At 71.1% G+C, this 13,391-nt stretch carries 11 protein-coding genes and 1 pseudogene; 4 read left to right on the forward strand and 8 right to left on the reverse strand.

Annotated elements, in window-relative coordinates; translation table 11 throughout:
- On the reverse strand, positions 1 to 451 hold a 451-nt coding region (locus ABT085_RS34185), incomplete at its 3' end, for a DeoR/GlpR family DNA-binding transcription regulator (RefSeq protein ID WP_351616941.1).
- An 82-nt stretch (positions 452 to 533) separates the two neighbouring features.
- Here ABT085_RS34185 and ABT085_RS34190 point away from each other — a divergent pair.
- Positions 534 to 1,211, forward strand: coding sequence for an NUDIX domain-containing protein (locus ABT085_RS34190; protein ID WP_351616969.1), 678 nt, complete (start codon positions 534 to 536; stop codon positions 1,209 to 1,211).
- A gap of 68 nt (positions 1,212 to 1,279) precedes the next feature.
- On the opposite strand, the gene ABT085_RS34195 is transcribed toward ABT085_RS34190, so the two are convergent.
- The 3 genes from ABT085_RS34195 to ABT085_RS34205 all read right to left on the reverse strand — a co-directional run bounded on the left by ABT085_RS34195 (position 1,280) and on the right by ABT085_RS34205 (position 5,354).
- A complete protein-coding gene (locus tag ABT085_RS34195; RefSeq protein WP_351616944.1) occupies positions 1,280 to 2,950 on the reverse strand; it encodes a hypothetical protein in 1,671 nt (556 codons plus the stop codon).
- Positions 2,940 to 4,622: a hypothetical protein gene (locus tag ABT085_RS34200; RefSeq protein ID WP_351616947.1), complete on the reverse strand. Its 1,683-nt coding sequence runs from the start codon at positions 4,620 to 4,622 to the stop codon at positions 2,940 to 2,942. Before ABT085_RS34200 ends, ABT085_RS34195 begins: the two co-directional genes overlap by 11 nt.
- 156 nt (positions 4,623 to 4,778) lie before the next feature.
- Positions 4,779 to 5,354: a DUF6817 domain-containing protein gene (locus ABT085_RS34205; protein WP_351616950.1), complete on the reverse strand. Its 576-nt coding sequence runs from the start codon at positions 5,352 to 5,354 to the stop codon at positions 4,779 to 4,781.
- Positions 5,355 to 5,534: 180 nt separating this feature from the next.
- Between ABT085_RS34205 and ABT085_RS34210 the strand changes: the two genes are divergently transcribed.
- Entirely contained in the window at positions 5,535 to 6,464 is a 930-nt protein-coding gene (locus ABT085_RS34210; protein ID WP_351616953.1) for a LysR family transcriptional regulator, read from the forward strand.
- Between the two features lie 125 nt (positions 6,465 to 6,589).
- On the opposite strand, the gene ABT085_RS34215 is transcribed toward ABT085_RS34210, so the two are convergent.
- The 3 genes from ABT085_RS34215 to ABT085_RS34225 all read right to left on the reverse strand — a co-directional run bounded on the left by ABT085_RS34215 (position 6,590) and on the right by ABT085_RS34225 (position 9,744).
- Positions 6,590 to 6,919 (reverse strand): hypothetical protein, encoded by a 330-nt coding sequence (locus tag ABT085_RS34215; RefSeq protein ID WP_351616956.1) that lies wholly within the window; start codon positions 6,917 to 6,919, stop codon positions 6,590 to 6,592.
- Between the two features lie 104 nt (positions 6,920 to 7,023).
- Positions 7,024 to 7,713: an alpha/beta hydrolase gene (locus ABT085_RS34220; protein ID WP_351616959.1), complete on the reverse strand. Its 690-nt coding sequence runs from the start codon at positions 7,711 to 7,713 to the stop codon at positions 7,024 to 7,026.
- A 171-nt stretch (positions 7,714 to 7,884) separates the two neighbouring features.
- Positions 7,885 to 9,744, reverse strand: coding sequence for a transketolase (locus tag ABT085_RS34225; protein ID WP_351616962.1), 1,860 nt, complete (start codon positions 9,742 to 9,744; stop codon positions 7,885 to 7,887).
- Positions 9,745 to 10,415: 671 nt separating this feature from the next.
- Here ABT085_RS34225 and lanL point away from each other — a divergent pair.
- Both lanL and ABT085_RS34235 read left to right on the forward strand, forming a co-directional pair.
- Complete coding sequence (gene lanL, locus ABT085_RS34230) at positions 10,416 to 13,088, forward strand: class IV lanthionine synthetase LanL (RefSeq protein ID WP_351616964.1); 2,673 nt, start codon at positions 10,416 to 10,418, stop codon at positions 13,086 to 13,088.
- 48 nt (positions 13,089 to 13,136) lie between these two features.
- Positions 13,137 to 13,292, forward strand: coding sequence for a VenA family class IV lanthipeptide (locus ABT085_RS34235; RefSeq protein WP_202919550.1), 156 nt, complete (start codon positions 13,137 to 13,139; stop codon positions 13,290 to 13,292).
- Positions 13,293 to 13,315: 23 nt separating this feature from the next.
- Here ABT085_RS34235 and ABT085_RS34240 read toward each other — a convergent pair.
- Positions 13,316 to 13,391 (reverse strand): annotated as a pseudogene (locus ABT085_RS34240) (hypothetical protein); the annotation flags it as partial.

Here is a 13,391-nt window from a genome sequence, read left to right on the forward strand (position 1 = left end):
AGGCGACCGCCGAGTGCTTGAAGATGCGGCCGCCGAGCAGGAAGATCTCGGCCCGCGGATGGCCGAGCAGCGCGGCCGCGATCGTCGGGCTGTGGGTGATCACGGTGCAGGCCAGGTCCGGCGGGAGCGCCCGGGCGACGGCGAGGGCGGTGGTGCCGCCGTCCAGGATCAGGGCGCTGTCCGGCCGCACCAGCGCGACGGCCGCCCCGGCGACCTTCCGCTTGCCGTCGGGGGCGACGGTCTGCCGGGCGGCATAGTCCGCCACGGCCGGGGAGACGGGCAGCGCTCCGCCGTAGACCCGCTGACAGAGTCCCTCGGCGGCGAGGTCGCGCAGGTCGCGGCGCACGCTGTCCTCGGAGATGCCCAGGTCGGCGGCGACGTTCTTGGCGACGATCTTGCCATCGCGGGCGAGCAGGCCCAGCAGGTGGTCACGCCGTTCGGCAGCCAGCATCCGCACTTTCTCCTGTTCTTGCACGTTTCTGCATGTAGTGTAGCCCGCCATGACCGACAAGCCGCACCCCGCAGCAGAGCGCGTGAGCGCCCGTCCCGGCATCGACGCCCCCGACCACCGAGGCCGTACCGGTCTCCACCGCGCCGGGCGGGAGCTGGACCGCAACCCCGACGTCGTCGTGCGCGACGTGGAACTCACCTCCCAGGGCTGGCACGTGCTGCGCCGCACCACCTTCGACTACCGGCGCCGCGACGGACGCTGGGTCACCCAGCAGCGCGAGACCTACGACCGCGGCAACGGCTCGGTCGTCCTGCCCTACGACACCGAGCGCGGCCGGGTGCTGCTCACCCGCCAGTTCCGCTACCCGGCGTACGTCAACGACCACCCGGACGGCATGCTCGTCGAGGCCGCTGCCGGGCTGCTCGACGGCGACGACCCGCTCGCGGCCGTCCGGCGCGAGAGCGCCGAGGAACTCGGGGTCACGCTCGGCCCGGTCGCCGCGGTCCTCGACGCGTACATGAGCCCCGGCTCGGTCACCGAACGCCTGCACTTCTTCGCCGCCCCCTACACCCCGGCCGACCGGACCGGAAGCGGCGGCGGACTGGAGGAGGACGGCGAGGACATCGAAGTACTCGAACTGCCCTTCACCGAGGCCCTCGCCATGGTCCGCGACGGACGCATCACCGACGGCAAGACCATCCTGCTCCTGCAATGGGCCGCCCTGGACGGCCCGTTCGCCCCCGCGGAGGCCACCCGCTGACACCGCAAAAGGGAGCGGGGCCGACCCGTCGTCCCGGTCGGCCCCGCTGGTGCGGAACGGCGTGGGTGTCAGCGCACGTCGACATAGACGGCGGTGCCGCCGCTGTCGAAGTGCCTGGAGTCACCGAAGTACTGGATCAGCCACTTGCCGTCGGCGGTGGGCTTGCCCTTGAGGGTGGCCTTGCCGGTCGAACTCGTGGTGCCCGAAGCGACGTACGTCCACTTCGTCGAGCCCTTCTTCTGGAAGAACAGCTCGACGTGCTGCCCCTTGTACGGCCGCCACGTGCGGGACACGTACTCCTGGAGGGTGCCCGTGAAGGTGACGGTGGCCCCCTTCGTGACCTTCGTGGCGGACGCCTTGATCGAGGACACCCGGGTGTCGACACGGCTGAGCCGGACCGGGGTGCTGGTGCTGTCCGCCAGCCGGTCGCTGCCGAGGTGGTGGACCCGGTAGTAGCCGTCGATGTAACCCCACGCGGAGAGCGTGAAGTTGCCGTAGTAGTCGGATTTGCCGGTGGCCAGGCTCTGCCAGCCGGTCCGCCCGTCGGCCGAGTACTCCAGGCGCACGGACTCCCCGTCGGACGCGTCGTCGTTGTACGCGTGCGCCAGCCGGCCGGTCACCTTGACCTGCCCGTTGGCGGCGAGCGACGCCGTCACCTTGCGCAGCACTGACTCGTCGGGCACGACCAGGGAGCCCCTGGCCGCGGTCGCGGAGAGGTACATGTCGGCCGGGACGGCGGACCATCCGTCGACTCCGACGCCCGCGGGCGGGTGGAGCACCGCCGAGAAGTTCCCGGACGCGTCCGTGGTGACGGTGAGTGCCGCACGGTCGTTGCCGTAGGTGCGCAGGCTGATCCGGACCGGGATGTCCGCGAGAGCGGCCGCGTCGGCGCCGCTGCCGGTGCTCACCGTTCCGGTGACGGTCACCGTCTGCCCGGGAAGTACCCGGGTGCGGTCGGCCGTGGCCGTCACGGACGCCTTCGACGGGGAGATCGACGGACGGCCGAACGCGCGCGCGTCGCCGTGCACCTGGTCGTCGGCCACCGTGAACCGGGCTGTGAAACTGGCCCAGTTGGCCATGTCGAGGTCTTCGGTGGTGAAGCGGCCCTCGGCGTCGGTGACCGCCGTGAAGGTGTCGTCCGGCCGCGGCGCGCCGCCGTCGTAGGAGCGGGTCACCTCGACCGTACGGCCTTCGATCGGCACCTGGTCGCCGGAGCCGGGCTCGATGCCGACCAGGCGGTCGGTGGCGCCGAGGCTTCTGCGGTCGTAGGTCGGCAGGCGCGTGAACTCCAGCTTGTTGTCGCCGGCCGTGTCGATCAGCGCGGGCCGGATGGTGAAGTCGAGCGTTCCCGCCGAACTGCGGGTCGTGGTGTGGCCCTGGTCGTCGGTTGCGCTGACGTCGATGGAGTAGGCGCCGAGCTGCGGCATCGTCCCACCGTCCTCGACCAGCTTCAGCGCGGCGTCGGCGGGCAGCCCCCAGGTCGAACCGGTCCTGGTCAGCGCCGGCACCTCGGCGACCACCGTGTCACCGGCCCGCACCCGGGCGGAGACGGAGGTCACGGCGGCGCCCGGGGCGTCCGTCCACGCGGTGACGGTGAAGGTCCCGCGGTTGTCCGCGGTGCGGGCCACGCCGATACCGACCGGACCGGCGTCGTCGGCCGAAGCGGGCACCGTGCTCAGCGCGGTGGCCACCACCGCGATGGCGGCGGCCAGGGCGAAGGATCTGCGCTCAGCGGGCATCGACATACTCCGACTTCGACTCGCTGTAGAAGTGCTTGGAATCCGCGGCGAGGTAGGCGCCCCAGGTGGCGTCCTCGTAGGCCTTGGTCTTGAGGCTGAAGCGTCCCGCGGAGTCGGTGGTCCCCTTGACCACCCAGTACCAGGTGCTCTCGCCCTTGGGCCTGAGGACGAGCACGATCTGTCCGCCCTTGTAGTTCTTCCAGGTGCTGCCGGACTTGTACTGGAGCGTGCCCTTGGCCGTCAGCGAGGCGTTGCGGTACGGCCGGTTGGGCGTCATGTCGAACGACACGATGCGCGTCTCGATCCGACTGCGGCTGAAGGCGGCGGAGTTGACCGGGAGCAGGGTGTAACTCTCGCCGTGCGCCACCCGGTAGTAGCCCGAGGGGCGGCCGAGCGCGCGGATGGTGAACGGGCAGTAGCCCGCGGTGCCGCCCTCGGCCTTGGCCGAGGCGAGGTTCTGCCAGCCGTCGCGGCCGTTCTTGGAGTACTGGAGCGTCACCGTCTGGGCGTTGCAGATCCACTCCGGCTTGAGCCGGCCCGTGACGGTGATCGTGCGGTAGGCGTCCAGGGTCGCGCTGAGGTTGCCGATCTGCCCCGCCCTCGGCACGGTGACCTCGTCGCTGAAGGGGTCGGTGTAGTCCGCCAGGTAGTCGGAGGGCTGCACATAGGTGTAGTGGGTCGTGGTGTGGTCGGCCCTCGCGTCGTACGAGAACGTGCCGTCGGCGCCCGCGGCGGCGCTGCCCATGATGTCGGTGACCGTGTGGTTCCAGGGGTCGGGCGCATGCGTGGTGGTGATGACCGGCGCGTTCGCGAAGGGCACCCAGCCGTTGGGCGTCAGGCGCTGGACGTCGCCGCTGACCTTGAAGGTCTTCCCGGCGTAGACCCGCGCCTTGTCCGCCTCGGCGGTGATCCGGTAGCGCGTCGCCACGGCGTCGAGTTCCGGAATCGCCTCGGCGTCGTCCGGGTCGGTGTCGGCCTGGGGAGCGACCACGGTGGCGGTGCCGCTCAGGAGCGTGCCGCCGGGGGTGACGGGCAGCGTGAAGGCGCCGGACTCGTCGGTGAGGACCGTCTGCGAGATGTCGATCCAGGTCCCGTTCCGGAGCGTGGACCAGGCGATCCTCACCTGGGTGCCGGCCCGGGCCGCGCCGGTCGTGCCGGTCGCCGGGTCGAAGGTGGTGACGGTACCGCTGAGCGTCGCGTCGCGGTGGTCGTAGTCGGTGTACGCGCGGTCGAAGGCGGCCGTGGCCACACCGGTGTGCAGCCGGTACCCGAACAGTCCGGCCCTGCCGTGTTCGGCGCCGCTCCAGTGCTGCACGGTGCCGTCCGCCAGCCGGAAGTCGACGTCGACCGGGTAGTCGCCGTAGGCGGCGTCCCCGGGCAGGCGCAGCGGCTGGTCCGTGCGCCAGCCGTGCTCCCAGCTGAACGACAGCTCGTCCGTCGAGGCGAGCACGGGCACATCCGGCCGGGCGGGGTCGTGGATGCTGATCTTCACCCACAGCGCCTGGCTGTCCGGCAGCGCCACGGACAGCCTGCCGTCGTCACCGGTGGACACACCGGTCACGGTCACCGGGTCGGCGACGGCCGGCACCGCGGCCAGCGCACCGATCGTGAGTCCGGTCGTCAGAAGGAAGGCCGCGCTCCGAAAAACGGCAGCCCGATGTGCGCGCGACATGCGCATGCAGGGACCCCCCACAGGTCAGAAGGATGTTTCGGGCCGATCAAGCCCGAACACCGGAGGGTAACTTACCTGTGTGACAGCTGTGCCGCAGGGGACTTACGGGGGGCACGGAACGCGCCACGGCCCGCGCCACCGCACGCACACCCGCGCTCAGCACGCCGCGCCCGGCCCGGAGGCAGGGTCGGCAAGTGCCGTGCGGCACTCGAGCCAGGCGTCGGCACTCAGCAGATCGCGGACTCGGGTGAACAGGACGAGCAGTTCCGGACCCCATGCGTCGCGGAAGGCGGGATCGACGACGGCGATATCGAGTTCGTTGGCCGCCGACAGTTCGGCGAAGTCCCGGCGCAACTGCGGCCCCGGCACCCGGGTGCGGCCGGTGAACCTGTCGTGGAAATCGGCGTCGGCCCGGTGGAGAGCAGGGTGTGTGGCCTTCCGGTCGCACGACGCGTAGAGGTACACGACGGCCTCTGCCTCCGCGCCGATCAGTCCCGCAAGGTCATGGCGACGGTCCAGCGGCAGCAGCGCCGTGGGAAAACCGTCCGTCCCGTAGAACGCGTGGCACAGACCGGCGAGTTGCAGCGCCGGACGGGCCTGCCACGTCGCCAGCCGCGCCTGCACGCGCCGGAGATGGGCGAGGAGGGTGCCACCGGGATGGGCGATGCCTTCGGCACCGGACTCACGCAGCAGGGCGACAGCCCGGTCGGTCGTGGCGGTGAGATCAGGCACGGTGTCCGGGTCCCTTCGGCGACGGGTGGGTCGGCACCCGCGCGGCGCCTTCGCCGGTCCGGATCCGTACGAAGACACCGGACGGGTTGCCGCCTGGGCCCTGCAAGGATCCTCCGGCACCCCGATACCTCAGTCAATCCTGGGGATTTCTCCACTCACCCCAGGGGTAGCTTGGGTCTCGTGACACTGGACGACCTGCGTGTGTTCGTGGCCGTCTGCCGGGCGGGCAGCCTCAGTGCCGTGGCCCGTGACCTGTCGTGTACGCAGTCCGCGGTGAGCCAGCACGTCAAGCGCCTGGAGCGGGAGACGGGCGTGAGCCTGTTGGAACGTCAGCCGCGTGGGGTCGTTCCCACCGCGGCGGGTCGCATTCTGTGCGATGCCGCCGCCGACGGCATCACCGGGCTGGATCTCGCGTTGCGCCGCCTGGGAGACCTGGTGAACGGCGAGAGCGGTTCCGTACGGATCACGACCGGCGGAACGACCGTCCGGCACTTCATGGCCGAGGCGATCGTCTCCTTCCGCCGGCGGTACCCGAAAGTGAGCCTGGAGTTCAGGACCGAGACCTCCAGCCGGGCCTGCTTCGACGCCCTGCTGGCCGGCAGCCTCGACCTCGCCTGGATCACCGTGGGCGGCCCGGTGCGCGGCATCGAGCAGCGCCCCGTCGTCGATCTGCCGTGGGTGCTCGCCACACGGTCCGACGATCCGCTCGTGGACCGGCAGCACATCGAGGCCTCCGACCTCACGGGCATCCCTCTCGTACGGCTGCCGCCGAACTCCACCTCCGGCGCCCGGCTGGACGCGGCCTTCGCCGAACTGGGCATCCGGACCGGCTCGGACACGAGCGTCGCCGACTGGGACACGGCCCTGCTCCTCGCCGAACTCGGCGTGGGCCACGCCGTCGTACCCGCCGTACCGGGCCTGCCCACACCCGGTGACGGCAGCGCTCTGCGTCTCATCCCCGTTCCGGCGCTGCCACCGCTGTCGGTGGGCTGGGCCGTACGCCGGTGGGACGCCCTCTCCCCGCTCGCGCGGAGCTTCGCCGACGCGGTCGCCGCGGGCTGCGGGGGGTGTGTCCCTCCGCCCGACGGCGAAGCGGCAGGACGGCCGTGACGCCCCGGCGCGGCCCTGGCCCCCCAGGACACCGCGTCGTCGGAGTCCGCCACGTCGAGGACGCCCGCCTGCACCGGGTGACAGGACCTCGCGGCACGGCCCGGTGAGGTCAGGGCGCGGTGGTGTCAGAGCGCGGCCGGTGCCGGATTGCGCGGGCAGACCACGCGCAACTGGCGGACCCGGCCGTCCTGGCGGAGCATGAGCCAGGTCAGGGGCGGCGGACAGTGGTGCAGGCTGCCGTGCCGGGTCGTGACCTTCATCTCCCAGATGTCGATGTCCCGCCCCACGGTCACCCGGTGCAGATGCTGGCGCACCCCGTCCTCCAGGAAGCGGCTCAGCGCCACGGCTCGCATCGAGGCGTGGTGCCGGGCGAGCAGCAGTCCGAGGGCTCCGGTCTCGCCGGCCTGGGCGCGGCGTGTCAGGCGGGCGTCGGTGAGCGGCGTGACAGGCTGCATGGATCGCCCTCGCGGAGTCACGTACGCGGTCCCGCCCGGAAGCTGCCGCAGGGGCTGCTTCCGGGTGGCGCTTTCGGCAGATCGGACCCGGTGCGGCGGATTCCTCAGCCCGTTGCCTGTTTGATCAGCTCGGCCACCTCGTGCGGCTTGGACACGTACACGGCGTGGCTGCCGCCCGTCGTCACCGCGGAGGCTCCGGCGCGCTCGGCCATGAAGTGCTGGGCCGCGGGCGGGATCATGCGATCGGCGGAGGCGATCAGGTAGTGACTCGGCTTGGTGTGCCAGGCGGGACTGGTGACCGTGCCCTCCAGTGCCTCCAGGCCCCAGGGAACCTGGGAGTCCGCGAGGAACCGGGCCTCGTCGGCCGGCAGGTCGCCGGCGAAGGAGGCCGCGAACTTCTCCCGGTCGAGGTGGAGGAACCCGGCCACGGGCGGCAGGATCGGCGGCACGGGAGCTCCCGGCGGCGGGTCGGCGATCAGCGTGTTCACGGACTCGCCCTTGTCTGGCACGAACGCCGCGATGTACACGAGCGCGCTCACGCTCTCGTGGTTCCCGGCTTCCGTGATGACGGCGCCGCCGTAGGAGTGGCCGACGAGCACCGTCGGTCCGTCCTGCGCGTCCAGGACCAGCTGGGTCGCCGCGACGTCCCCTGCGAGGGAGAGCGTCGGGTTCTGCACGATCCGCACGTCGTAGCCGTCGGCGCGCAGCAGGTCGTAGACCCCCTTCCGGCCCGATCCGTCGACGAACCCGCCGTGCACGAGGACGATGTTGCGTGCTTGCACTGGACTGCTCACAGTTCCCGCCTTCCCTGCGAGGGGCGGCGGTCGCCCTGGGGCGACCGCCGAAGGACTTGACGGAAACCGGATGCGAGGCGGGAGATCGAAGTTCGCCCCTTCGGATGTGATGTGCATCACTCCGCAGTGGGAGTGGTGTGACTGCCCGCCGCCGGGCCCTCGGGCGCCGGGTCACCCCACCAGACTGCGGGCGGCTTCGGCGATGTGGCCGGCGGAGATGCCGGCGGCGTCGAGGAGTTCGGCGGTGGTGCCGGAGCCGGGGAGGCTGCGGACGGCGAGGTGGGCGACGGCCGCGTGGACGCCCGCGGCGTTGAGGGCGGACAGCACGGCCTCGCCGATGCCGCCCTCGGGGTGGTGGTCCTCGGCGACGACGAGGGAGCCGGTCTCGCGCGCGGCGCGGGCCAGGGTGTCGGTGTCGACGGGCTTGACGGAGTAGAGGTCGACGACGCGGGCGGTGACGCCGTCGGCGGCGAGCCGGTCGGCGGCGGCGAGGCACTCGTGCAGGGTGACGCCGGCGCCGATCAGGGTGACCTGGTCGTCGGCGCTGTGGCGCAGGGTCTTGGAGCCGCCGACGGGGAAGGTCTCGTCGGCGTCGTAGAGGACGGGGTAGGCGCCGCGGGTGGTGCGCAGGTAGGAGATGCCGTCGAGGCCGGCCATGGTGACGGTGAGCGCGGCGGACGAGGTGGCGTCGCTCGGGTAGAGGACGGTGGAGCCGAGGACGGCGCGCATCATGGCCAGGTCCTCGACGCCCATCTGGGAGGGGCCGTCGGCGCCGATCTCGACACCGGAGTGGGTGCCGCACAGGGCCATGGTGACCTGGGAGACGGCGGCCATGCGGATGAAGTCGTGGGCACGGGTGAGGAAGGCGGCGAACGTGGTGGCGTAGGGGCGGTAGCCGCACACGGCCATGCCGACGGCGCTGGCGATCATCTGCTGTTCGGCGATGTAGGTCTGGAAGTACCGCTCCGGGTGCGCCTTCTGGAAGTCCTCGGCGTGCGTGGAGTTGCCGACCTCGGCGTCCAGCGCGACCACGTCGGGGCGGTTGCCGACGGCGGCGAGGGCCTTGCCGAAGGCGACCCGGGTGGCGACGCTCTCGCCGACTTTGAAGCGGGGCAGCTCGATGCGCCCGGCGGCCGGTGCGGGGGCGGGGCGGGCCTGCGGCGGCTGGGGGCCGCGTACGCGCAGGTCGCGTCGGCCGCCGAGCTCGGCGACGGCTCGTTCGGCCATGTCCTTCGGCAGGGGCTTGCCGTGCCAGCCGTTCTTGTCGGCCACCTCGCTGACGCCCCGGCCCTTGACGGTGCGGGCGACGACGACGGTGGGGGCTTCGCGGTCGTCGTCGGCGGCGGTCAGGGCCTTGTCGACGGCGTCGAGGTCGTGGCCGTCGACGACCAGGGTGCGGCAGCCGAACGCCTCGACGCGGCGGGCGTAGGCGTGGGTGTCCCATTCGAGTTCGGTGGGACCGCTCTGGCCGAGGCGGTTGACGTCGATGATCGCGGTGAAGTTGCCCAGCCGGTGGCGGCCCGCCTTGTCCAGGGCCTCCCAGACGGAGCCCTCCGTCATCTCGCTGTCGCCGCACAGGACCCACACCCGGGAGTCGACCTTGCTCAGGTCGCGGCAGGCCAGGGCGATGCCGACGGCGTAGGCGATGCCCTGGCCGAGCGAGCCGGTGGCCAGGTCGACCCAGGGCAGGACGGGGGTGGGGTGGCCCTGGAGGCGGTGGCCGAAGCGGCGGTAGGTCGTCATCAGCTCGTCGTCGTCGACGACTCCGGCGGCCTTGAACATCGCGTAGAGCAGGGGAGAGGCGTGGCCCTTGGAGAAGATCAGGTGGTCGCCGGCCCGGTTGTCGGGGGCGTCCCAGTCGTAGCGCAGATGGCGGGTCATGAGCACGGCCATCAGATCGGCCGCGGACAGACTGGAGGTGGGGTGTCCGGATCCGGCGGAGGTGCTGGCGCGGACGGAGTCCACGCGGAGCTGCTGGGCGAGCTCGAAGATCTGTGACAGATCGCTGTCGGGGCCGAGGGTGGTGGTCATGGCGGTGCCTTTCTCGAGCGGACGACGCGTTAGGGGTTCCCTCGTTCGAGGCGGCCGATCGCTCCGGGGCAGGTTTTCCCCCTTCGGCGGTGCAGGACCTCGGGCGGCGCGTCCCGGGCCGCCCCGGCCCGAACCGGTCCGCCGCCGTCGGCCGGTCCTCGCGGCCCGGCATTTATCTCCTGCCGGGCAATATGATTATATGGATGAAATTGACGGGCCGGCGGAAAGCGGAATGGCCGCCGTAGGCTGCCTGGATTCGGCCATGGCCGCTGTTTCAGCCTAATTTTCTGTTCCGCCGCGCCCGGAGATTGGCTGATGGCGGAAGTGGGAACGGCGCGCGCCGCCGTGACGGTATAAAAGAACTGCTGGGAGAGTTGGGGTCGACGGGTCGCCGCGGCTCTCTTGAATCTGTATCATCAATGCTTGATTGAGGGCGAATCAATTCGGTCCGTTTGTGCTTTACCGGTGCAGACGGCGAAGTCCTCGAACGGGTGGGGTATTTCTGCGCGGGGCGCTCGCACGCCAAATATTTGCGCCGGACTGTGCCGTCTATAACGGCGATAACACCCTGCGCTCGCTGGACCGAGTGAATGCGGCAGACGGGTGTTGTGCATTTCTTCGGGCTGAAGGCATATTCGTCTCAGCGGTTCTCACCGTTGGGAGGGACACGCATGACGAGCCACGCAACCGAAGTCGACCTCGAAAGTCTGCTCCGCCGGGCGTTACAGGCCACCGGTACGGAGGCGCGTTGGACGACCGACGCGGACGAGATGTGGTGCCGCCTCACCTGCCGGTCCGGAATTCAACGCCGGCAAGGCTGGAAACTGCATGTTTCCGCGACGGCCGCTTCCGCACCGGAAGTCCTTGTGAGGGCCCTGGATGTACTGCTGCGCGAAGACGCGGCATTCAAGTTCGTACGATCGCTCGAACAGGTCAGCGCGCTCAACTCCCGGGCCACACCGCGGGGCAGTTCCGGCAAGTTCATCACCGTATACCCGCCCTCCGACAGCGCCGCGGCCCGCATCGCGATGGAGCTGCACAGGGCCACGGCCGGACTGGCCGGCCCCCGGATCCTGTCCGACCAGCCGTACGCCCCGCGAAGTCTGGTGCACTACCGCTACGGCGCCTTCGTCGGCCGGCGGCGGCTGTCGGACGAGGGTCTGCTGGTGTGGTTCATCGAGGACCCCGACGGCAATCCCGTGGAGGACAAGCGCACCGGCCAGTACGCGCCACCCCCTTGGGCGGTCAGCCCCTTCCCCGCCTCGGTACCCCTTCCCCCGCAACAGGAGAAGGCGGCGAGCAAGCCCGTACTGCTCGGCGGCCGGTTCTCGGTGCGGGAAGCGATCCGGCACACCAACAAGGGCGGCGTCTACCGGGGCACCGACGTCACCACCGGCGCACCCGTGGTCATCAAGGAGGCCCGGCCGCACGTCGAGGGCGACAGGTCCGGCTCCGACGTCCGCGACTGGCTGCGGACCGAGGCCAGGACGCTGGAGAAGCTCAAAGACACAGGACTGGCACCGGAGTTGCTCGCGACGTTCGAGACGGGCGGGCACCTGTTCCTCGCCCTGGAGGAAGTACCGGGCGTACCCCTGCGCAACTGGGTCGCCGAGCGCTTCCGCGACGTCGGCAGCGAGCGATACCGGACGGAGGCGCTCGACCAGATCGCACGCCTGGTGGACCTGGTCGCGGCGGCCCATGCCTGCGGCTGCGTACTGAGGGACTTCACGCCGGCCAACGTCATGGTCCGCCCCGACGGGGAACTGCGCCTCATCGACCTGGAGCTCGCCGTCCTGGAGGACGACATCGCGCTCCCGACCCAGGTGGGGACCCCCGGCTTCAGCGCCCCCGAGCGCCTGGTGGATGCTCCCGTCTCCCCGACGGCCGACTACTACAGTCTCGGCGCCACCGTGTGCTTCGTGCTCGCCGGAAAGGTACCGAACCTGCTCCCCGAGGAACCGGCCGGCAGGTCCGAGCAAGAGCGGTTCGCCGACTGGCTGGACGCCTGCGCCGGAACGCTCGGCCTGCCGGAGGGCCTGCGGGAGATGATCCTCGGGCTGATGAAGGACGATCCCGGCGAGCGCTGGGACCCGGACAGGGCGCGTACGGCTCTTCGCGCGGCGGACCCGTCGTGGACCGCGCGACCCACCGCCGCACCGGCACGCACAGTCGAGCCGGACGACACGACACAGGTCGTGGTCACCGGGATGGTGAACCACCTCGTCGAGTCGATGACCCCGGCCGACTCGGGGCGTCTGTGGCCCGTGTCCACCCTGGCCGGCGAGACCGACCCCTGCACCGTGCAGCAAGGTGCGGCCGGTGTACTGGCGGTCCTGACCCGGTACTTCGAGCTCACCGGCGACCCGCGCCTGCCGGACCTGCTCCGTACCGCGGGCAACTGGATCGTCGCCCGTACCGACACCAGCTCCATCCGGCCGGGACTGCACTTCGGCGGCCGCGGAATCGCCTGGGCGCTGTACGACGCCGGACGGGCCGTCGACGACCGCGCGCTCACCGACCACGCGCTGAACCTGGCGCTGGCCCCGCTGGAGCGGACGCCCAGTTACGACATCACCCACGGCTGCGCCGGCAGCGGCCTGGCCGCCGCCCATCTGTGGCACCGCAGCGGTGACCCACGCCTGGCCGAGCTGGTCGTCGACGCGGCCGACCGGCTGACCGCCGCCGCACGGCCCGAACGGTCCGGAGTGAGCTGGCCCGTCCCCGCGGAAGCCGTGTCCAAGGAGGCCGGCAAACGGTATCTGGGCTTCGCGCACGGAACATCCGGCATCGGCTGCTTCCTCCTTGCCGCCGCGGCTGTCTCCCACCGCGTGGAACACATGGAGCTGGCCGTGGCGGCGGGGGAGCACCTGGTGGCCAACGCCGTGATGGTCGGTCAGACGGCCCAGTGGCCGGCCCAGGCCACGGACGTGCCCACGGCCCCCTACTGGTGTCACGGCTCGGCGGGCATCGGTTCCTTCCTGGTCCGGCTCTGGCAGCAGACCGGGGACAAACGCTTCCTCGACCTCGCCCGCGGAGCCGCACACGCCGTCGTGGAACGTGCCTCCCGCGCCGCCGTGGCCCAGTGCCACGGACTGGCCGGCAACGGCGACTTCCTTCTCGACATGGCCGAGGTCACCGGGGATCCCGCCTACCGGTCGATGGCCGAGGACGTGGCCCGCCTCATCGTCTGCGAACGGGCCCACCGCGACAGCCACGTCGTCTTCCCCAACGAGTACGGGGACGTCTCGACGAGCTGGAGCGACGGATCCGCAGGGATCCTGGCGTTCCTCCTGAGGACGCGCCACACGGACTCCCGGCACTGGATGGCTCAGGTGCCGGGCTGAACGACAGGTAAATCCTCCTGTCGTAACCGCTCACAGAAGGAGAATGTCATGGAGAACCAGGCCCTCGAGCTGCTGGCCCACCTGCACGCCCTTCCGGAGACCGACCCGGTCGGCGTCGACGGAGCGCAGTTCAGCGGCACGTGCGCGTGCGTCGGCCTGCTGACGCTGCTCAACACCGTCTGCATCGGCGTCAGCTGCGCCTAGTCGAAATCCTCCGGCCGGTGGCCGCCCTCGGACCAGGTGGCCCGGACCCTTGGGGGCGACCATGCATACGTCCACGTTCGTCGGCGGCTTAATGAAGCC

The sequence above is a fragment of the Streptomyces sp. NPDC002265 genome (genome assembly GCF_040296125.1).
Classification (GTDB): Bacteria; Actinomycetota; Actinomycetes; order Streptomycetales; family Streptomycetaceae; genus Streptomyces.

Coding starts and splice junctions, on each gene's coding strand:
- ABT085_RS34195 (WP_351616944.1), bottom strand. CDS start 2,950: ATGCCCGCTGAGCGCAGATCCTTCGCCCTGGCCGCCGCCATCGCGGTG.
- ABT085_RS34200 (WP_351616947.1), bottom strand. CDS start 4,622: ATGTCGCGCGCACATCGGGCTGCCGTTTTTCGGAGCGCGGCCTTCCTT.
- ABT085_RS34235 (WP_202919550.1), top strand. CDS start 13,137: ATGGAGAACCAGGCCCTCGAGCTGCTGGCCCACCTGCACGCCCTTCCG.
- lanL (WP_351616964.1), top strand. CDS start 10,416: ATGACGAGCCACGCAACCGAAGTCGACCTCGAAAGTCTGCTCCGCCGG.
- ABT085_RS34215 (WP_351616956.1), bottom strand. CDS start 6,919: ATGCAGCCTGTCACGCCGCTCACCGACGCCCGCCTGACACGCCGCGCC.
- ABT085_RS34225 (WP_351616962.1), bottom strand. CDS start 9,744: ATGACCACCACCCTCGGCCCCGACAGCGATCTGTCACAGATCTTCGAG.